The sequence below is a fragment of the Kitasatospora sp. NPDC088779 genome (genome assembly GCF_040685395.1).
Classification (GTDB): Bacteria; Actinomycetota; Actinomycetes; order Streptomycetales; family Streptomycetaceae; genus Kitasatospora.
The window spans coordinates 52,389-72,337 of sequence record NZ_JBFBHW010000045.1 but is presented as its reverse complement, the minus strand read 5'-3'; the positions used below and the strand labels follow the sequence as shown (position 1 = coordinate 72,337).

Below are 19,949 nucleotides of genomic sequence, written 5' to 3'. Positions count from 1 at the left end.
ACCCGTCGTCGCCTTGGTAGGCCATTACCCCACCAACAAGCTGATAGGCCGCGGGCTCATCCTGCACCGCCGGAGCTTTACACCAACCCCCATGCGGAGGAAGGTCATATCCGGTATTAGACCCCGTTTCCAGGGCTTGTCCCAGAGTGCAGGGCAGATTGCCCACGTGTTACTCACCCGTTCGCCACTGATCCACCCCGAAGGGCTTCACCGTTCGACTTGCATGTGTTAAGCACGCCGCCAGCGTTCGTCCTGAGCCAGGATCAAACTCTCCGTGAATGTCTACCCGCAGTGCTTAATTAAAAGCGTCGGGCGGCACTCGCGTTGAGCGGCACGGCAACCACCGGAATAGGGTGATCCCGCGCACTGCGTCCTCGCTAGTGTTTTACTTCAAAAGGAATCTCCAACCCCAGAAGATTCTGAGGCCGGGGATGTCAACATATCTGGCGTTGACTTTTGGCACGCTGTTGAGTTCTCAAGGAACGGACACTTCCTTCGGACCGCCTTCCAGCGGGCCCTCCGGGCGCTTCGTTCTTTCGTGTTTCCAGCTTATCAGATGTTTTCCGCTCCGTTTTCCGGAGTTTCATTTACCTGATCGGCTTTCGCCTTTCGGCGCTCCCGAACTCTACCAGAGTTTCTCGGGCCGTTTTCCGCGGTCATTCTCGAATTCGCATTCGAGAGACTTCCTGCGGGGCCGTCCCGTGGGGCAACCCGGAGAACATTACGCACCGGGCTGCCCCACGTCAAACCAGCCGCCGGAGGCTCAGACCTCGACGACGACCGGCAGGATCATCGGCCGGCGGCGGTAGTTGTCCGCCACCCACTTGCCGACGGTCCGGCGGACCAGCTGCTGGACCAGGCGGGGCTCCAGCACGCCGTCGCTCGCCGAGCGGTCCAGGGCCTCCTGGAGCTTGGCGGCGACCGGCACGAACGCGTTGTCGTCGATGCCGGAGCCGCGGGCCTGGAAGGTCGGGCCGCCCACGATCTTGCCGTTGGTCGAGTCAACCGCGACGAAGACCGAGATGAAGCCCTCCTCGCCGAGGATCCTGCGGTCCTTGAGCGAGGCCTCGGTGATGTCGCCGACCGAGGCGCCGTCCACGTAGACGTACCCGGCCTGCACCTTGCCGACGATCCGGGCGACGCCCTTCTCCAGGTCGACGCAGACGCCGTCCTCGGCGATGACCACGCGGTTGCGCGGAATGCCGGTGGCGATGCCCAGGTCGGCGGCGGCCCGCAGGTGGCGCCACTCGCCGTGGACCGGCATCAGGTTGCGCGGCTTGCAGATGTTGAAGAAGTACAGCAGCTCGCCGGCCGAGGCGTGGCCGGAGACGTGCACCTTGGCGTTGCCCTTGTGCACGACCTTGGCGCCCCAGCGGGTGAGGCCGTTGATCACCCGGTAGACGGCGTTCTCGTTGCCCGGGATGAGCGACGAGGCCAGGACGACGGTGTCGCCCTCGACGATGCGGATCTGGTGGTCGCGGTTGGCCATCCGGGACAGCGCCGCCATCGGCTCGCCCTGGGAGCCGGTGCAGATCAGCACGACGTCCTTGTCCGGCAGGTCGTCGAGCTGCTTGACGTCGACGACCATGTTGCCGGGGACCTTCAGGTAGCCGAGGTCGCGGGCGATGCCCATGTTGCGGACCATCGAGCGGCCGACGAAGGCGACCTTGCGCTTGTACTCGTGCGCGGCGTCCAGCACCTGCTGGATGCGGTGCACGTGGCTGGCGAAGGAGGCGACGATGATGCGCTTGTCGGCGTTCGCGAAGACGTTCCGCAGCGCGGCCGAGATGTCCCGCTCGGGCGGGATGAAGCCGGGGACCTCAGCGTTGGTGGAGTCCACCAGCAGCAGGTCCATGCCCTCTTCGGCCAGCTTGGCGAAGGTCGGCAGGTCGGTCAGGCGGCCGTCGAGCGGCAGCTGGTCCATCTTGAAGTCGCCGGTGGCCACGACCATGCCCGCGGGGGTGCGGACGGCGACCGCCAGGGCGTCCGGGATGGAGTGGTTGACCGCGATGAACTCGCAGTCGAAGGGACCGATGCGCTCGCGCTCGCCCTCCTTGACCTCCAGCACGTACGGCCGGATGCGGTGCTCGGCGAGCTTGGCCTCGATCAGGGCGAGGGTCAGCTTGGAGCCGATCAGCGGGATGTCCGGGTTCTCCCGCAGGAGGAACGGGACGGCGCCGATGTGGTCCTCGTGCCCGTGGGTGAGGACGATGCCGTCGATCTTGTCGAGGCGGTCCCGGATGTAGGTGAAGTCCGGGAGGATCAGGTCCACGCCGGGCTGCTCGTCCTCGGGGAAGAGGACGCCGCAGTCGACGATCAGGATGCGGCCCCCGTATTCGAAGACCGTCATGTTGCGGCCGATCTCGCCGAGACCGCCGAGCGGGGTGATGCGGAGGGCGCCCTCCTTCAGGGCCGGGGGTGCGCCGAGTTCGGGGTGCGGGTGACTCAAAAGACTCTCCTCACGACGCACGCCATATGCCCGGGGTCCTCCCCCTGAAGACATATGGCGTGCGTACTCAGTGTCGTTTTCCTACTGGGTCGGTGCTCTCGCGCCGTCGGTCCGGTCCAGCGGCGGGCCCGTGAGGGTCCGGCGAGCCGGGGCGCGCACGTCTTCGTCTGTTACAGGTGTACCCCGCCGGCGGCGAGATCCTTCGTCAATCGTGCGATCTCCTCGGGAGTCGCGCCGACCAGCGGCAGCCTCAGCGGGCCGGCCGGCAGTCCCTGGAGCTCCAGCGCGGCCTTGGCGAGAATGACACCCTGCGTGCGGAACATACCGCTGAACACCGGGAGCAGGCCCTGGTGGATCGCCGTGGCCTTGGCCACATCGCCGGCCAGGTACGCCTCGATCATCGCACGCAGTTCGCCGGCCACGACGTGTCCGACGACGCTGACCACTCCGGCGGCTCCGACCGACAGCAGCGGCAGGTTGAGGATGTCGTCGCCGGAGTACCAGGCGAGGTCGGAGCGGGCGATGGCCCAGGCGGCCGCGCCGAGGTCGCCCTTGGCGTCCTTGTTGGCGACGATCCGCGGGTGCTCGCCGAGGCGGACCAGCGTCTCGTGGCTCAGCGCGACGCCGCTGCGGCCCGGGATGTCGTAGAGCATGACCGGCAGCCCGGTGGTGTCCGCGATGTGCACGGTGTGCCGGTACAGGCCCTCCTGCGGGGGCTTGCTGTAGTACGGCGTGACGACCAGCAGGCCGTGGGCTCCGGCGGCCTCCGCCTGTCGCGCCAGCTCGGCACTGTGGTGGGTGTCGTTGGTGCCGACGCCGGCCACCACGTGGGCGCGATCCCCGACCGCCTCCACCACGGCGCGGACGAGCTGGGCCTTCTCGGCGTCGCTGGTGGTCGGGGACTCACCGGTGGTGCCGTTGACGACGAGGCCGTCGTTGCCGGAGTCCACGAGGTGCGTGGCGAGGCGCTGGGCGCCGTCGAGGTCGAGTCCGCCGTCGGCGGTGAACGGGGTGACCATCGCGGTCAGGACCCGGCCGAACGGCGTCTGGGGGGTGGAGGTCGGAGCCATGCGTCCAAAGCTACTCGTAGGCGGTGGGGCGGTACCCACACCGGTCCAGTGTTCGGACAGGGGCATACCACGCGAAGCGGCGGAAACAGGCGGTGACATGGGATTCCGGTGCTGCCCGCTCGGGGGTTCGGGCAGCACCGGAATCCGTGTTCATGAATGTAGGGAGCGGCTAGAAAAGCCGCAATCCAGACATGCGTGACACTCCGCCCATATGCCTATCGTCCCAGGTCAGGGAGCGACCCGGCCGTGCTTCTCGAAGGCCGCATGGGTGAGCGGCATGAGCCGCGCCCACTCCTGCTCCATCTGCTCGGCGACCATCTCGATCTCGCGCTGCGGGAAGGACGGCACCGCCGAGTGCTCCCGCTTGGTCCGCAGCGACAGGAAGTGCATCAGCGAACGGGAGTTGCAGGTCGCGTACATCGAGGAGAACAGGCCGACCGGCAGCACCGCCCGGGCCACCTCACGGGCCACGCCGGCCGCCAGCATCTCCTGGTAGCGCGCGTAGGACTCGCGGTACGCGGCCTCCATCGCCTCGGTGGTGGTCCTGTGCTGCTCGGGGGTGCCGTCGACGAACTCGTAGCGGCCCGGGCGGCCCTGCTGGACGAGCTTGCGCTCCTCCGCCGGGACGTAGAAGACCGGCTGCAGCTCGCGGTAGCGGCCGGACTCCTCGTTGTAGGACCAGCCGCTGCGGTGCCGGTGGAACTCCCGGAACACGAAGATCGGCGCGCTGATGAAGAAGGTCATCGAGTTGTGCTCGAAGGGGGTGCCGTGCCGGTCCCGCATCAGGAAGTTGATCAGGCCCTTGGACTTCTCCGGGTCCTGCTGAACCGCCTCCAGGGACTGCTCCCCCGCGGTCGAGACGCGGGCCGCCCAGATGACGTCCGAGTCGGCGGCCGCGCTGCGGACCAGCTCGACCGTGACGTCGCTGCGGAAGCTGGGGGCCGTCGGTTGGTCGCTCACGCGTTGCTCCTTGCGGGTTCGGTGCTGTGCAGCTTGATGGCGTGCTGCATGGTCTTGCGGGCGCGCGGGGTGTCGCCGGCGTCGGCGTACGCCACCGCGAGGCGGAACCAGACCCGCCAGTCGGCCGGCGCGGCCTCCGCCTCGGTCTGCCGGCGGGCGAACACCGCGTCGGCCGAGGCCCGGTCGATCCGCCCGCCGGTGGTGCGCTGGAGCTCGTCCACCGGCAGGCCGCCCTCGGCCTCCAGCTCCCGGGCGAGCTGCTCGCTGGCCCGGCCGAACCGGACGGTCTGGCGCAGGAACCAGACGCCGATCACCGGGATGACGAAGGCGCACAGGCCGATGCCGATGCCGAGCGGCTTACCGGTGGCGACCAGCTGGACGCCCTCCCCGACGCAGAGGAGGGCGACCAGCAGCAGCACGCCGGACAGGACGAAGAATCCGGTACGGGACGTCATGCCGGGCTCACAGGTCCAGGAAGTGTTCGAGGCCCAGGGTGAGCCCCGGCGTCTCCACGACCTTGCGCACACCGAGCAGGATGCCCGGCATGAAGCTGCTGTGGTGCAGCGAGTCGTGCCGGATGGTGAGCGTCTCACCGGTGTCGCCGAACATCACCTGCTGGTGGGCGAGCAGCCCGCGCAGCCGGACGGCGTGCACCGGCACCCCGTCCACGTCGGCGCCGCGGGCACCGGGCAGGCTGTGGGTGGTCGGGTCCTGCTGCTGCGGGCGGCCGGCCTCGGCGCGGGCCGCCGCGATCAGCTGCGCAGTACGGGTGGCGGTGCCGCTGGGGGCGTCGGCCTTGCGGTCGTGGTGCAGCTCGACCACCTCGACCGACTCGAAGTACTTCGCCGCGGTCTGGGCGAACTTCATGCCGAGCACCGCGCCGATGGAGAAGTTCGGCGCGATCAGCAGGCCCAGCTCGGGGGCCTGGTCGAGCCAGCCGCGGACGGTGGCCAGCCGCTCGTCCGTCCAGCCGGTGGTCCCGGTGACCACGTGGATGCCGTGGTGCAGGCAGTAGTCGAGGTTGCCCATCACCGAGTCCGGGTGGGTGAGCTCGACGGTGACCTGGACGCCGGCCTCGGTCAGCTCCGCCGGCTCGGACCCGCGGCCCAGGGTGGCCACCAGTTCGAGGTCCGGCGCGGCCTCGACGGCCTTGACCGCCTCGGAGCCGATCCGACCGTTGGCACCGATCACGGCGACACGCAGCGTCATAGCGAAATGTCCTCTCACACCAGCAGATCGGCGAGCTTGGCGGCCCGCTTGTCGTTGACCGGTCCGATCAGCGCCAGCGACGGCCGGTACGCGCCCAGCACATCACGGGCCACCGCGTGGACGTCGTCCAGGGTCACGGCCGCGATCCGCGCCAGCATCTCGTCCACCGACAGGTGGTGTCCGTAGCTCAACTCGGCCTTGCCGATCCGGTTCATCAGCGAGCCGGTGTCCTCCATGCCCAGCACGGTGGAGCCGGAGATCTGGCCGATCGCGCGCCGCAGCTCCTCCTCGGTGATGCCCTCGGCGACCACCTTGGCCAGCTCCGCGCGGCAGATCCGCAGCACCTCCTCGACCCGCTTGGGCTGGCAGCCGGCGTAGATGCCGAACAGGCCGCTGTCCGCGTAGGACGAGGAGTACGAGTACACCGAGTACGCCAGGCCGCGCTTCTCCCGCACCTCCTGGAACAGCCGGGAGCTCATCCCGCCGCCGAGGGCCGCGTTGAGCACGCCCATCGCCCAGCGGCGCTCGTCGTGCCGAGGCACCCCGGGCACGCCCAGCACCAGGTGGGCCTGCTCGGTGGAGCGGTTGAGCACCTCGACCCGGCCGGCCGTGCGCAGCGCCTTGACGCCGCGGCGGGCCTCGGCGGGGGCCGCGTCGGAGCGGGCCAGTACCGCCGCGAAGGCCTGCTCGACCTGCTTGACCACCGTGTGGTGGTCGAGGTTGCCGGCGGCCGAGACGACCAGGTTCTCGGGCCGGTAGCGGCGGCGGTAGAAGCCGGCGATCTGCTCCCGGGTGAGCACCTTGATGGTCTCCTGGGTGCCCAGGATGGGGCGGCCGAGCGGGCCGCTGCCGAAGATCACCTTGGCGAACAGGTCGTGCACCACGTCGCCCGGGTCGTCCTCGGCCATCGCCATCTCCTCGAGGATGACGCCGCGCTCGGCGTCGACGTCCTCGGAGCGGATCAGCGAGCCGGTGACCATGTCGCAGACCACGTCGATGGCCAGCGGCAGGTCGGTGTCCAGGACCCGGGCGTAGTAGCAGGTGTTCTCCTTCGCGGTGAAGGCGTTCATCTCACCGCCGACCGCGTCCAGGGCAGCCGAGATGTCCAGCGCGCTGCGCCGCGCGGTGCCCTTGAAGAGCAGGTGCTCCAGGTAGTGGGTGGCGCCGTTGAGCTGCGGGGTCTCGTCCCGCGAGCCGACGCCGACCCAGATGCCGAAGGTGGCTGAGCGCACCGTCGGCAGGGTCTCGGTGACGACCCGAAGGCCGCCGGGGAGGACGGTGCGGCGCACCGTGCCGGCGCCGTCGGCGCCCTTGAGCAGGGTCCGGGTGGAGCCGGGGCGCTGCTTCGCCGCCGGGGCCTGAGCCACGGGGGGTACCTCCAGAGGAAACACGCGTGGGAACGCATGGACGAACGCGGGGGCAACAGGGTGCGGCCCGCACGCCGGGAGGCGTACGGGCCGCAAGGGTCAGCTAGCGGCGCTTCACTCGGAAGCGGTCTCGCCGGCTTCCTCGCCCTCGACGACGGGGATGAGGGAGAGCTTGCCGCGCGGGTCGATCTCGGCGATCTCGACCTGCACCTTGGCGCCGACACCGAGGACGTCCTCGACGTTCTCGACGCGCTTGCCGCCGGCCAGCTTGCGGATCTGCGAGATGTGCAGCAGGCCGTCCTTGCCCGGCATGAGCGAGACGAACGCGCCGAACGTCGTGGTCTTCACCACGGTGCCCAGGTAGCGCTCGCCGACCTCCGGCATGGTCGGGTTGGCGATCTGGTTGATCGTGGTGCGGGCGGCCTCGGCGGCCGGTCCGTCGGCGGCACCGATGTAGATGGTGCCGTCGTCCTCGATCGTGATCTCGGCGCCGGTGTCCTCCTGGATCTGGTTGATCATCTTGCCCTTGGGGCCGATGACCTCACCGATCTTGTCCACCGGGATCTTGATGGTGATGATCCGCGGGGCGTTCGGGGACATCTCGTCCGGCGTGTCGATGGCCTCGTTCATCACGTCGAGGATGTGCAGACGCGCGTCCTTGGCCTGCTTCAGCGCGGCGGCCAGCACCGACGCCGGGATGCCGTTGAGCTTGGTGTCCAGCTGCAGGGCGGTGATGAAGTTGCGGGTACCGGCGACCTTGAAGTCCATGTCGCCGTACGCGTCCTCGGCACCGAGGATGTCGGTCAGCGCGACGTAGTGGGTCTCGCCGTCGATCTCCTGGGAGATCAGGCCCATGGCGATACCGGCGACGGCGGCCTTCAGCGGCACACCGGCGTTCAGCAGCGACATGGTGGAGGCGCAGACCGAGCCCATCGAGGTGGAGCCGTTAGAGCTCAGCGCCTCGGAGACCTGGCGGATGGCGTACGGGAACTCCTCGCGCGAGGGCAGCACGGGGATGATCGCCCGCTCCGCCAGCGCGCCGTGGCCGATCTCGCGGCGCTTGGGCGCACCCACGCGGCCGGTCTCGCCGACCGAGTACGGCGGGAAGTTGTAGTTGTGCATGTAGCGGCGGCGCGTCTCCGGGGAGAGCGTGTCCAGCTGCTGCTCCATGCGCAGCATGTTGAGGGTGGTGACGCCCAGGATCTGGGTCTCGCCACGCTCGAACAGGGCCGAGCCGTGCACGCGCGGGATGGCCTCGACCTCGGCGGCCAGGGTGCGGATGTCGGTGACACCGCGGCCGTCGATGCGGACCTTGTCCTTGATGACGCGCTCGCGGACGACCTTCTTGGTCAGCGCGTTGTAGGCGGCGCTGATCTCCTTCTCGCGGCCCTCGAACTCGGGGAGCAGCTTCTCGGCGGCCAGCGCCTTGACGCGGTCCAGCTCGTTGTTGCGCTCCTGCTTGCCCGGGATGGTGAGGGCCTGGGCGAGCTCGTCCTTGACGGCGGCGGTCAGCGCGGCCAGGACGTCGTCCTGGTAGTCCAGGAAGACCGGGAACACGCCGGTCGGCTTGGCGGCCTGGGCGGCGAGCTGCGACTGGGCGGCGCACAGCACCTTGATGAACGGCTTGGCGGCGTCCAGACCGGCGGCGACGACGTCCTCGGTCGGCGCCTCGGCGCCGCCCTCGACCAGCTTGATGGTCTTGTCGGTGGCCTCGGCCTCGACCATCATGATCGCGACGTCGCCGTCCGGCAGGACGCGACCGGCGACGACCATGTCGAAGACGGCCGACTCCAGCTCGCTGTGGGTCGGGAAGGCCACCCACTGGCCGTTGATCAGCGCGACGCGAACGCCGCCGATCGGGCCGGAGAACGGCAGGCCCGCCAGCTGGGTGGAGGCGGAGGCGGCGTTGATGGCCACCACGTCGTACAGGTGGTCGGGGTTGAGCGCCATGACGGTGCAGACGACCTGGACCTCGTTGCGCAGGCCCTTGACGAAGGACGGGCGCAGCGGGCGGTCGATCAGGCGGCAGGTGAGGATCGCGTCCTCGGAGGGCCGGCCCTCACGACGGAAGAACGAGCCGGGGATGCGGCCCGCGGCGTACATGCGCTCCTCGACGTCCACGGTCAGCGGGAAGAAGTCGAAGTGCTCCTTCGGCTGCTTGGACGCGCTGGTGGCCGACAGCACCATGGTGTCGTCGTCCAGGTAGGCCACGGCGGAGCCGGCGGCCTGACGGGCCAGACGGCCGGTCTCGAAGCGGATGGTACGGGTGCCGAAGGAACCGTTGTCGATCACGGCCTCGGCGTAGAACACGTTCTCTTCCACCTGGAAGATCTCCTCTTTCGTACGTCTCCGGGAGAGCGTCCCCGCGCTGCCTGCCGGCTGGCCCTGGCCCTCCTGGCAAGGAGGACGGCAGTCGGGCCGGTCTTCGATCGAAGCCTCCGGGGTGCTCCGCTCGGTCTGCGGGGCTTCCGGGGGCCACTACCGAGGACCGGCGCCTCACGGCTGCCGGGCCGGGACGGGCGGTCCGCGTCTGGACGCTCTCTCGGATGCGGGCGGCTTCCGTTTGAAGCCTTCGGCCCGCGGGGGGTTCGGGTTCGTCTGCCCGGGTGGCGCGCTGGTGCGCCATCACCGGGCATGCCCACAACCCTACGGTGCAATCCTCGGCCACCTGGGGAGGTACGCGCGAGTTGTTATGTCCGGGCGCCGCGGCTCGGGGTGTCCGCGGCATACGCGCGAGGGGCGGCTCCCCGGTGTGGGGAGCCGCCCCGAGCGGCGGTCTTAGCGGGCGCCACCGGCGGCACCGCGGCGGATGCCCAGGCGGTCGACGAGCGTACGGAAGCGCTCGATGTCCTTCTTGGCCAGGTACTGCAGCAGGCGGCGGCGCTGGCCGACCAGGATCAGCAGGCCACGACGCGAGTGGTGGTCGTGCTTGTGGATCTTGAGGTGCTCGGTCAGGTCCGCGATGCGGCGGGAGAGCATGGCCACCTGGACCTCGGGGGAACCGGTGTCGCCCTCCTTCTGGCCGAACTCGGCGAAGATCTGCTTCTTGACGTCAGAGGCGAGAGCCACTGCAACTCCTTCAGGGTGTACCGAGCGGTCCTGGTCGACAACACAGGACTCATGAGGACTCGGTGTCGTGACGGAGCGCGGCCGGCGGTCTGCGACCCACCGGAGGCGGACACACGGCTGCGCTCGAAGGCCAAGGGTACCAGTGCCGCCCACCCGGCCGGTCGGCGGGCCGGACGGGCCGAACGGGGCGGGCGGCACGGGCCGGCCGGTCAGCTGGTGGCGCCGCGGACCAGCCGGTAGACGTCCAGGACGGCGAGCGCCAGCGGGACGAGGGAGATCAGGGTCAGGCTGTCGACCAGGTCCAGGATGCGCCCCCAGAACGGGGAGACGCCGAGCCGGGGCACCACCAGCGCGATCGCGGCGAGCAGCGCCGCGCCGAACGCGATGGAGGCGGCCAGCCAGACGGTGCGCAGGTCGACCTCGGCGGAACTGGCAGCGCGCAGGATGAACTGCGGGGTGTGCAGGGACAGGCCGATGATCAGCAGGGCCAGACCGAGCAGCCCGGCGATGGTGAGGCTGAAGACCTGCGCGGTGTAGCGGAACAGCCGGGCGCGCAGCATCGTGGCCAGGCCCAGGGCGAGCGCGAGCAGCTCGGGGAACGTCCGGTCGGTGAAGCCGAGGACGGCGCAGGAGCCGACCACGACCGCGGCGCAGCCGCCGACCAGGCCGACCAGGACCTCGTGGCCGCGGCGGGCCTGGTGGGCGATCCGCTCGTACTGGACGGCCTCGGCGCGCTCGGCCTCCTCGTCGTAGTCGCGGCTGCGGGTGCGGGTCTGGCCCGGGGCGCTGAAGCCGACGGGCAGCCGGGCGAAGCGGGCGGAGAGGCCGGGCAGGAAGCCGACGGCCGCGACGGCGGTGATGCCGGTGACGGCGGCGATGTGCCCGGCGGGGGTGTCCGGCAGCAGGACGGCGGCGAAGGTGGCGAGCGCGCCGGCGGCGGCGACCAGGGCGGCGGCGACGAACACCGCGTCCTTCTCGGGGAGCAGTCCCACCAGCAGCACGGCGACCACCAGGACGGCGACGCAGCCGGCCAGGAACTGGAGCCGGCCGGGGCCGTCCCACGGGTGGGCGACGGCGAGGACGCCGCTGCCGCCGATCATGGCGTGCGGCAGGGCGCCGAGGCCGAGCGCGAGGGCGGCGTGGGCGTCCTGGTAGACCCGGGCGCGGACGCCGGCCAGCGCGGTGAGGACGACGGCGGTGACGCCGGCCAGGACGCCGGGCAGGCCGTGCATGTCGTGGCGCAGGTCGGCGAACCAGAGCGCGAAGCCGAGCAGGACGAGCAGCAGCGCGGCGCCGATCAGGCCGAAGGCCCGCATGAGTTCGGCGCTCCAGAGTCGGCGGTCGGTCTCGACGGCGCTGGCGATCGCGTCGGCGACGTCGTCGTAGACGGCCGGCGGGAGGGACTCGGCGAAGGGGCGCAGCGCGAGCAGGTCGCCGTCGCGGACCTGCTGGGCGGCGAGCGGCAGGCCGCTGTCGAGGACGGTGCCGTCGCGGCGCACCAGGTGGAAACCGGTGGGCGCGCCGTCGGGCTGGCTCTGGTTGGCCAGGCGCAGCACCTCGGGGTAGACGTCCGCGAGCGGGACGTCCTCGGGCAGGGCGACGTCGATCCGGCGGTCCGGGGCGACGACGGTGACCCGGCAGTAGCCGGTCGCGGTGGTGTCGCTCATCGCCGCACCTCGGTCCTTCGACGCACTGGGCGCTCCCCCTTGTTGACGGTGCCGCGGCACGGCGGCGCTCGGTGTGGCAGTGGAACCGGCCCGACCGGGCCGCGAGTTGGCGCGGCGTTACCCTACCCGCTCGGTTCGTGCCCGGCCCCGGTGCGGGCCGGGCCCCCGGCGGGGGGTGCGGACGCGGGCCTGGCGGGCGGTGCGGGGGCGACCGTTAGGATCGGCCCCTGCGCGCGGTACGGGGGGCGGCGCCGTGTGGTGCGTCCTCGCCCTGGCGAAACCCGTACGAGCCGTACGAGTCCAGTTGCGTGAGGGCTGATGCCGAAGTGATCGATCGACGCCGCGGGGTGGATGACACATGGGTGTGATCACGGTCAAGCGCCCGGGCCGGGCCTATCCGCCGGCGGTGCCGGACGAGCCGGTGGAGCTGGTGACCCCGCCCGAACTGCCCCGGCAGGGCGGCGAGGACTGGCTGATGAGCATCCTCCCGATGCTCGGCATGGGCGGCTCGGCGGTGTTCTTCTTCGCGCCGGGTGCGGCGGCCCCGATGAAGATCATGGGCGGTCTGATGGTCGCCTCGACGGTCGGCATGGTGCTGGCGCAGATCGTGCGGGCCCGCAAGGGCGGTTCGACCGCGATGGCGGACGAGCGGCGCGACTACCTCAAGTACCTGCAGCAGATGCGCCGCCAGGTGCGCCGCACGGCGGAGCGCCAGCGCGGCGCGCTGCTGTTCCTGAACCCGGCGCCGGACCAGCTGTGGTCGATCGTGGCGGACGGCCGGCGGCTGTGGGAGCGCCGCACCGGGGACGGCGACTTCGCGCAGATCCGGGTGGGCCTGGGCCCGGTTCAGCTGTCGACGCCGCTGGTGGCGCCGCAGACCGCGCCGATGGACGAGCTGGAGCCGCTGTCGGCGGCCGCGATGCACTCCTTCCTGAAGGCCCACGGCACCTTGCAGGACCTGCCGCTGGCGGTGTCGCTGCGCGCCTTCTACCACGTCACGGTGTGCGGGGACGCGGACTCGGTGTACGGCAACGTGCGCGCGATGATCGCCCAGTTGACCACCCTGCACTCGCCGGACGACCTGCTGGTCGCGGTGGCCGCGGCGCCGGGCGCGGCGGAGGAGTGGGAGTGGACCAAGTGGCTCCCGCACAACCAGCACCGCAAGGAGGCCGACGGCGCGGGCTCGCGCCGGCTGATCGCCACCGACCTGGGCGAGCTGGAGTTCCTGTTGCAGGACGAGCTGGCCGGCCGCCAGCGGTTCGTGCGGGACGCGGCGCCCGCGCCGGACCAGCCGCACCTGGTGGTGGTGATGGACGGCGCCGGGGTGCCGCCGAACTCGCTGCTGGCGAGCCCCGAGGGCGTGCAGGGGGTGACCGTCATCGAGGTGGTGCCGGGCGACCTGGACGAGCCGAGCGGGCACCTGATGGTGACGGTGAGCCCGCAGGAGCTGGTGCTGCGCTCGGCCTCCGGGGCGACGTACACCGGCACGCCGGACCTGCTCTCGGTCTGGCAGTCCGAGGCGCTGGCGCGGCAGTTGGCGCCGTACCGGCTCTCGGCCGGCGGGGACGACGAGCCGCTGCTGTCGAACCTGGACTTCACCGACCTGATGAACTCGGGCGACCCGGGCTCCTTCGACGTGACGCGCAGCTGGCGCCCGCGCGCCCAGCACGAGCGGATGCGGGTGCCGATCGGGGTCGGCGCGAACGGCGAGCACGTCTACCTGGACATCAAGGAGGCCGCGCTGGAGGGCATGGGCCCGCACGGCCTGTGCGTGGGCGCGACCGGCTCCGGCAAGTCGGAGCTGCTGCGCACCCTGGTGCTGGCGCTGGCGATGACGCACTCCTCGGAGATCCTGAACTTCGTCCTCGCCGACTTCAAGGGCGGCGCGACCTTCTCCGGCATGGCGGACATGCCGCACACCTCCGCGGTGATCACCAACCTGGAGGGCGAACTCACCCTGGTCGACCGCATGCGCGACGCGATCGAGGGCGAACTGCACCGCCGCCAGGAGCTGCTGCGCTCGGCGGGCAACTACGCCAACATCCACGAGTACGAGCGGGCCCGGACGGCCGGCGCGGCGCTGGACCCGCTGCCCTCGCTGGTGCTGATCATCGACGAGTTCTCCGAACTCCTCACCGCCAAGCCGGACTTCATCGAGATGTTCATCCAGATCGGCCGGATCGGCCGGTCGCTGGGGGTGCACCTGCTGCTGGCCTCGCAGCGCCTGGAGGAGGGCAAGCTGCGCGGCCTGGACACCTACCTCTCCTACCGGATCGGTCTGCGCACCTTCTCGGCGGCCGAGTCGCGGGCGGCGATCGGGGTGCCGGACGCCTACCACCTGCCGCCGGTGCCGGGCGTCGGGTACCTCAAGTTCGGCGAGGACGTGATGGACCGGTTCAAGGCCGCGTACGTCTCGGGGCCCTACCGGGCGCCGGGGCAGCAGCGGTCGACCGGCGGGCGGCGGGTGAACGCCCGCCCGGTGCTGTTCACCGCGGCCCGGGTGGAGCCGCCGGAGCCGGCGGTGGAGGAGGAGGCGCCGCTCGCCCCGGAGCAGGACGACGCGCTGGTCGACACCGTGCTGGACGTGTTCGTGCAGCGGATGACGGGCCAGGGCCCGGCCGCGCACCAGGTGTGGCTGCCGCCGCTGGAGGAGGCGCCGAGCATGGACCACCTGCTGCCGCCGCTCCAGGTGGTGCCGGAGCGCGGGCTGACCGCGCCCGGCTTCCCGGCGGGCCGGCTGCGGGTGCCGATCGGCATCGTGGACAAGCCGCGCGAGCAGAAGACCGACGTCCTGGAGGTCGACTACGCGGGGGCGGCCGGCCACGGCCTGGTCGTGGGCGGCCCGCGCTCGGGCAAGTCGACGGTGGTGCGCACCACGGTGGCCTCGTTCGCGCTCACCCACACCCCGCGGGAGGTGCAGTTCTACCTGCTGGACTTCGGCGCGGGCAGCTTCCAGTCGCTGGCCGGGCTGCCGCACGTCGGCGGGGTGGCCGGGCGCCTGGACGTCGACAAGGTGCGCCGGATGGTCTCCGAGGTGCACGGGGTGCTGAACCGGCGCGAGGAGCTGTTCCGGGCCGCCGGGATCGACACCATCGGCACCTACCGGGCCCGCCGGGCGGCCGGGCAGCTGCCGGACGAGGCGTTCGGCGACGTGTTCCTGGTGATCGACGGCTGGAACACCTTCAAGCAGGAGTTCGAGGTGCTGGAGCCGGTGATCGGCGACATCGCCCAACGCGGCCTCGGCTACGGCGTCCACCTGGTCATCACCGCGGCCCGGTACGCGGAGGTGCGCCCGGCGCTGAAGGACCTGCTGCAGAACCGGACCGAGCTGAAGCTCGGCGACCCGATGGAGTCCGAGGTGGACCGCCGGGTGGCGCAGAACGTCCCGCCGCTGGCCGGGCGCGGCATCACCCCGGAGCGGCTGCACTTCCTGTCCGGCCTGCCGCGGCTGGACGGCTCCTGCGCGGTGGACGACCTCCAGCACGGGGTGGCCGGCCTGGTCGCCGCCGTCGACGGGGCCTGGACCGGGCCGCGCGCGCCGCAGGTGCGGATGCTGCCGGCCGTCCTGGACGGGAACTCGCTGCCGAAGGGCTTCGAGCGCCCGGAGCGCGGGATCGCCTTCGGCGTGGACGAGGCCGAGCTGGCACCGGCCTTCGTGAACTTCGAGACCGACCCGCTGTTCATCGTCTTCGGCGACACCGAGTCGGGGAAGTCGGCGCTGCTGCGGATGCTGGTCAAGCAGATCACCGAGCGGTACACCCCGGACCAGGCGGGCATCGTGGTCGGCGACTACCGGCGCGCGCTGCTGGGCGCCGTGCCGCCGGAGTACCTGGTGGAGTACGCGGCCGCGCAGCCGGCCATGGCGGCCATCGTGGACATGCTGCGCGGGGCCTGCGCGCGCCGCCTGCCCGGCCCGGACGTCACCGCCGAGCAGCTGCGCAACCGCAGCTGGTACAGCGGCAAGGACATGTTCGTGATCGTGGACGACTACGAGCTGGTCGCGACGGGCTCGGGCAACCCGCTGGCGCCGCTGGCGGAGTTCCTGCCGTTCGCCCGGGACATCGGCCTGCGGGTGATCGTGGCCCGCAGCGCGGGCGGCGCCGGCCGCTCGCTGTACGAGCCGGTGCTGCAACGGATGCGCGAGCTGGGCGGGCAGGGCGTGATCCTCTCCGGCAACCGGGACGAGGGCGCGCTGCTGGGGACGGTCAAGCCGATGCCGCTGCCGCCGGGGCGCGGGGTGTACGTGTCGCGCCGGGCGACCGGCGGGCAGATGGTCCAGACGGGCTGGCTGCCACTGGTGTGACGGCACCGGCGCACCGCGCCGGCGGCTACGGACAGTGATCGAGGGGTCGGGCTCACGGGAGCCCGGCCCCTTTCGCGTCCCAGGTGTCGAAACGTTACCTAGATCTTTCCGGCGCGGGGCTGCGGTTCCCGCACCCCGCCCGGGGGTTGCGGCCGCACAGGGGGGCGCCTGGGCGTATCGCCGTCCGACTCCACGGACACCTTTGAAAGGTGGCTTGCAACACTCTGTTCACCTTGGATTCAGTTGCAATGTGGCAGAGGTAACAAGTCGGGCAAAGCTCGCAATGACCGTACGTGATCATCGGATCGCATGTCTATGCCCTTCCGCGCAACGGATTCCGAAGCATTTCGGCCATTGACGCAATCAATACGCCCAGGTTCCATTGCGACCCAGGAGCGACCCCACCAGAACCCCGAGCAGACAGCCAGCGGAGGCGATACCGCTCCCACCCACAGGACCGCACAGAGCCGATCGGAAGCCACATGACCGACACGCTTCGCCCGCCACGCGCCGCGACCCCCGCGACGGCCGACACCGCCGCCGCCGCCGCGCCCCAGCAACTCAAGCGCTCGATCGGCGTGGTGGGCGGCACCCTGCTCACACTGTCCTGCGTCACCCCGGCCTCCACGCTCTTCGTGATCGTCCCGGAGCTGTTCTCCAGCATCGGCAGCGCCACCGCCCTGGCCATCGCCATCGGCACCGTGCTGTGCGTCGCCGTCGCGTTCTGCTACTCCGAGCTCGGCACCCTGATCCCCAGCGCCGGCGGCGAGTACGCGATGGTCGGCACCCTCGCCGGGCGGCTGGCCGGCTGGCTGGTCTTCGTGCTCTCGCTGATCGTCGTGATGATCGTCCCCTCGGTCATCGCCCTCGGCACCGCCGACTACCTCGCCCCCGTGCTGCACCTCGACAAGGCCATGACCGGCGCCGCCGTGATGCTCGCCGCCACCCTGGCCGGCCTGCTCGACCTGCGCGCCAACGCCTGGATCACCGGCGTCTTCCTGGTGCTGGAGGTCATCGCGGCCGGCGTCGTCTCGGTGCTCGGGTTCTCCCACGCCAACGGCGACGCCCCCAGCCTGCTGCACGGCGTGGTCACCGGGGACGGCGGCGCCACCACCACGGTGAGCATCGGCGCCATCGTCGGCGCGCTCGGCATCGCCCTGTTCATCACCCAGGGCTTCTCCACCGCCGTCTACCTCTCCGAGGAGCTGGAGAACCCCCGCCGCAACGTCTCGCGCACCGTGCTGTGGACGCTCGGCATCTCCTCCGCCGTCATCCTGGTCCCGGTCGTCGCCATCACCATGGGCGCCCCCGACCTCCAGACCCTGAGCTCCGGCGACATCTCCGGCATGGTCACCGCCTGGAGCAACTCCGCGGTCGGCACCTTCATCAGCCTCTGCGTCGCGCTGGCGATCATCAACGCCGGCATCGTCATGGTCATCCAGAACTCCCGGGTCCTGTTCGCCTCCGCCCGTGACAAGGCCTGGCCCGAGCCGGTCAACAAGGCCTTCGGCACCCTCGGCCGGTTCGGCTCCCCGTGGGTCGCCACCCTGGCCGTCGGCCTGCCCGGCGCCGCGCTCTGCTTCGTCAAGGGCGCACTGCTCAGCAACATCACCGGCGTCGCCGTCACCGGGATGTACCTGCTGGTCGCGATCGCCGCGCTGCTCTCCCGCCGCGCCCACCACAAGCACGCCGCCGCCTGGCGGATGCCGCTGTGGCCGGCCGTCCCGGTGGTGCTGATCGCCGTCCTCGTCTACGTGATGACCCAGCTGGACACCGAGCCCCTGCTGTGGACCGGCGGCATCACCGCCGCCGCCACCCTCTACTGGCTGTTCTACCTGCGCCCCCGCCAGGACACCCGCTGGGTGATCAGCCTCCCCGAGGACCAGCAGCCCTGACCCCCACCCCTCCCCCACACGGCAGTGCCCCGGGCTCCCCCTCGCCCGGGGCACTGCCACGTCCGCACCGCTACTTCTTCAGCTTCCACACCGGCGCGGTGGCGATCGCCTTCAGCTGGTCGTTGCTCAGCGCCGGGGTGCTGCGGATCGCCGGGGTCTGCTGGGTGCCGCTGTTGAACGCGCTGATCACCACCCGCAGGCCGTCCGCGTGCAGGGTGTCGACGGTCCACATGCCCGGGTTGGAGCCCCGCTTGCCGACCACCACCCTGGTGCCGTCCGGCTGTGCCCGGGCACTGCCGAACAGCTCCTCCTTGGTCTTGTCGTCGCGGGACCAGTCCTGCACGTTGATCTCCACCATGGACTTGCCCTTGCCGTCGTCGACCACGAAATTCGCGTAGCCAGGCTGTCCCCCGGTCTCCGTCTCGGTCAGCCCGGACGGCAGCAGCTTGGCGACAATCGCCAGGATCTCGTCCTTGCCGTACTCCTTGCCGTTGTCCGGCCCCGGCTCCGGCCGCGGCTCGGGGAACTTGGCGATGATCCCGTCCCAGGCCTTGTCGGTGACGACCGCCCTCAGCTGCTCCGGCGACAGCGGCGGCGTCCGACGGCTGTCCGGTGCGCCCTTCTCCGCCTCGGCGTTCCACTCCGTCAGCTCGATCACGCGGCCGTCGGCGCCGCCCAGCCAGGCGGACCACCTCTTGGTGCCGGCCTGCTTGTTCGGGTACTCGTAGCCCTGGAACAGGGTCAGCTTGCCGCCGCCCGGCAGGCCCGCGCTGGTGCAGGCGTCGTACGGGACGAGCTTCCGGTCCGGGCAGCCGTTCTCCGTCAGGACCGGGCTGCCGGCCCCGACCCGGTTGACCGAGACCGCCATCGCGGCCCTGCCCCGACCGTCGTCGAAGACCAGCGTGCCGCCGTGGCGTTGACCGGCGTTCTCGTCGCTGGTCCGGCCGCCCGGCAGCAGGCCCCGCAGGGTGGCCAGCACATCCTCGCCGGTGACCTCGCCCGGCTCCGCGGAGGAGGCCGCCGCGACCGGGGCCGCCGAGCCGCTCCCGCTGCCGCCGGCGGTGCTCGGGGCGGCCGCGGGCACCGCACTCGGGCGCGGCGAGGAGCCGGTGAGGTACACCGCGCCGGTCCCCACCAGGGCCAGCGCGGCCGCGCCGCCCACCACCGCGGCGGTCGAGCGGCGGCGCCAGCGTCGGCGGCCGCGCTGGTACCCGCCCGCGAGCAGGTCGGACGGCTCGGTGCGGAAGCCCTCGCCCGTACGGGTGAGGGCGTAGAGAAGATCGTCCTCGAACTTGTCCGGTTCGGACATGGGTGGTCACCGTCTCCTTGCATCACGAAATTGCGTCACGAAATTGCGTCACGGGTTGCGTCACGGGTTGCGTCACGGACTACGAGCAGTGGTCAGCGGGCGGCGAGCTCGGCCAGCGAGTCGCCGAGCAGGCCGCGCAGCCGGGCCAGCGCCCGGGTGGTGCGGGTGCGGACCGCCCCCGGGGAGGAGCGCAGCACCTCGGCGGTCTCCGCGACGCTGCGGTCCTCCCAGTAGCGCAGCACCAGGACGGCGCGGTCCTTGGGCGGCATCCGGCCGAGGGCGTCGAGCAGGGTCATCCGCAGCGCGCCGTCCGCCTCCCGCGCCTCCGACTCGGGCACGGCCCCGATGGGGCGCTCGGTGCTGGAGCGGCGGCGCTGCTGGGCGAGGAAGGTGCGCACCATCACCGTGTGGGTGTAGGCGGCCGGGTTGTCGATCCGGTTCCGGCCGCCGGTCCAGGCGCTGCGCCGCCAGAGCACGTACATCCGGCTGAGGGCCTCCTGGACGAGGTCCTCGGCGTAGTGGGTGTCGCCGCTGGTCAGCAGGCAGGCCGAGCGGTACAGGTGGCCGGTGCGGCCGGACACCAGCTCCAGGAACTCTGCGTCCTCGGCCTCCCGGCCCGCCCCGATCCACCCCATGCCCGCCGCTCCCCCG

Annotated in this window: 13 protein-coding genes and 1 rRNA gene; 2 read left to right on the top strand and 12 right to left on the bottom strand. The window is 71.3% G+C overall.

From position 1 onward, the window contains the following. The 10 genes from AB0P03_RS31525 to eccD all read right to left on the bottom strand — a co-directional run. Positions 1–279 (bottom strand): 16S ribosomal RNA (locus AB0P03_RS31525); the annotation flags it as partial. A gap of 484 nt (positions 280–763) precedes the next feature. Next, positions 764–2,449 carry a ribonuclease J gene (locus AB0P03_RS31520; protein ID WP_363586538.1) on the bottom strand — a complete coding sequence of 562 codons (1,686 nt, stop codon included), beginning with the start codon at positions 2,447–2,449 and terminating at the stop codon, positions 764–766. Positions 2,450–2,619: 170 nt separating this feature from the next. Beyond that, a complete protein-coding gene (gene dapA, locus AB0P03_RS31515; RefSeq protein WP_063347602.1) occupies positions 2,620–3,519 on the bottom strand; it encodes a 4-hydroxy-tetrahydrodipicolinate synthase in 900 nt (299 codons plus the stop codon). A 228-nt stretch (positions 3,520–3,747) separates the two neighbouring features. After that, positions 3,748–4,479, bottom strand: a complete 732-nt coding sequence (thyX, locus tag AB0P03_RS31510) for an FAD-dependent thymidylate synthase (protein ID WP_363586537.1) — start codon at positions 4,477–4,479, stop codon at positions 3,748–3,750. Then, a complete protein-coding gene (locus AB0P03_RS31505; protein WP_363586536.1) occupies positions 4,476–4,934 on the bottom strand; it encodes a tetratricopeptide repeat protein in 459 nt (152 codons plus the stop codon). Before AB0P03_RS31505 ends, thyX begins: the two co-directional genes overlap by 4 nt. Positions 4,935–4,941: 7 nt before the next feature. Continuing rightward, positions 4,942–5,688, bottom strand: coding sequence for a 4-hydroxy-tetrahydrodipicolinate reductase (dapB, locus tag AB0P03_RS31500; RefSeq protein ID WP_363632072.1), 747 nt, complete (start codon positions 5,686–5,688; stop codon positions 4,942–4,944). 14 nt (positions 5,689–5,702) lie between these two features. After that, positions 5,703–7,055, bottom strand: a complete 1,353-nt coding sequence (locus AB0P03_RS31495; RefSeq protein WP_350887436.1) for a pitrilysin family protein — start codon at positions 7,053–7,055, stop codon at positions 5,703–5,705. A 114-nt stretch (positions 7,056–7,169) separates the two neighbouring features. Next, a complete protein-coding gene (locus AB0P03_RS31490; protein WP_363586535.1) occupies positions 7,170–9,377 on the bottom strand; it encodes a polyribonucleotide nucleotidyltransferase in 2,208 nt (735 codons plus the stop codon). Positions 9,378–9,833: 456 nt separating this feature from the next. Next, a complete protein-coding gene (rpsO, locus tag AB0P03_RS31485) occupies positions 9,834–10,124 on the bottom strand; it encodes a 30S ribosomal protein S15 (protein WP_363586534.1) in 291 nt (96 codons plus the stop codon). A gap of 209 nt (positions 10,125–10,333) precedes the next feature. Continuing rightward, positions 10,334–11,791, bottom strand: coding sequence for a type VII secretion integral membrane protein EccD (gene eccD / locus AB0P03_RS31480; RefSeq protein WP_363586533.1), 1,458 nt, complete (start codon positions 11,789–11,791; stop codon positions 10,334–10,336). A 358-nt stretch (positions 11,792–12,149) separates the two neighbouring features. Between eccD and eccCa the strand changes: the two genes are divergently transcribed. Continuing rightward, positions 12,150–16,094, top strand: coding sequence for a type VII secretion protein EccCa (gene eccCa / locus AB0P03_RS31475; protein ID WP_363632070.1), 3,945 nt, complete (start codon positions 12,150–12,152; stop codon positions 16,092–16,094). Between the two features lie 482 nt (positions 16,095–16,576). Further along, positions 16,577–17,989: an APC family permease gene (locus AB0P03_RS31470; RefSeq protein ID WP_363632068.1), complete on the top strand. Its 1,413-nt coding sequence runs from the start codon at positions 16,577–16,579 to the stop codon at positions 17,987–17,989. 70 nt (positions 17,990–18,059) lie between these two features. Here the strand turns inward: AB0P03_RS31470 and AB0P03_RS31465 are convergent, their stop codons facing one another. Next, the gene (locus AB0P03_RS31465) at positions 18,060–19,298 is read right to left on the bottom strand and encodes a hypothetical protein (protein ID WP_363632067.1); all 1,239 of its coding nucleotides are present in this window, start codon (positions 19,296–19,298) and stop codon (positions 18,060–18,062) included. A 92-nt stretch (positions 19,299–19,390) separates the two neighbouring features. Next, positions 19,391–19,933 carry a SigE family RNA polymerase sigma factor gene (locus AB0P03_RS31460; RefSeq protein WP_350885682.1) on the bottom strand — a complete coding sequence of 181 codons (543 nt, stop codon included), beginning with the start codon at positions 19,931–19,933 and terminating at the stop codon, positions 19,391–19,393. Positions 19,934–19,949 lie beyond the last annotated feature (16 nt).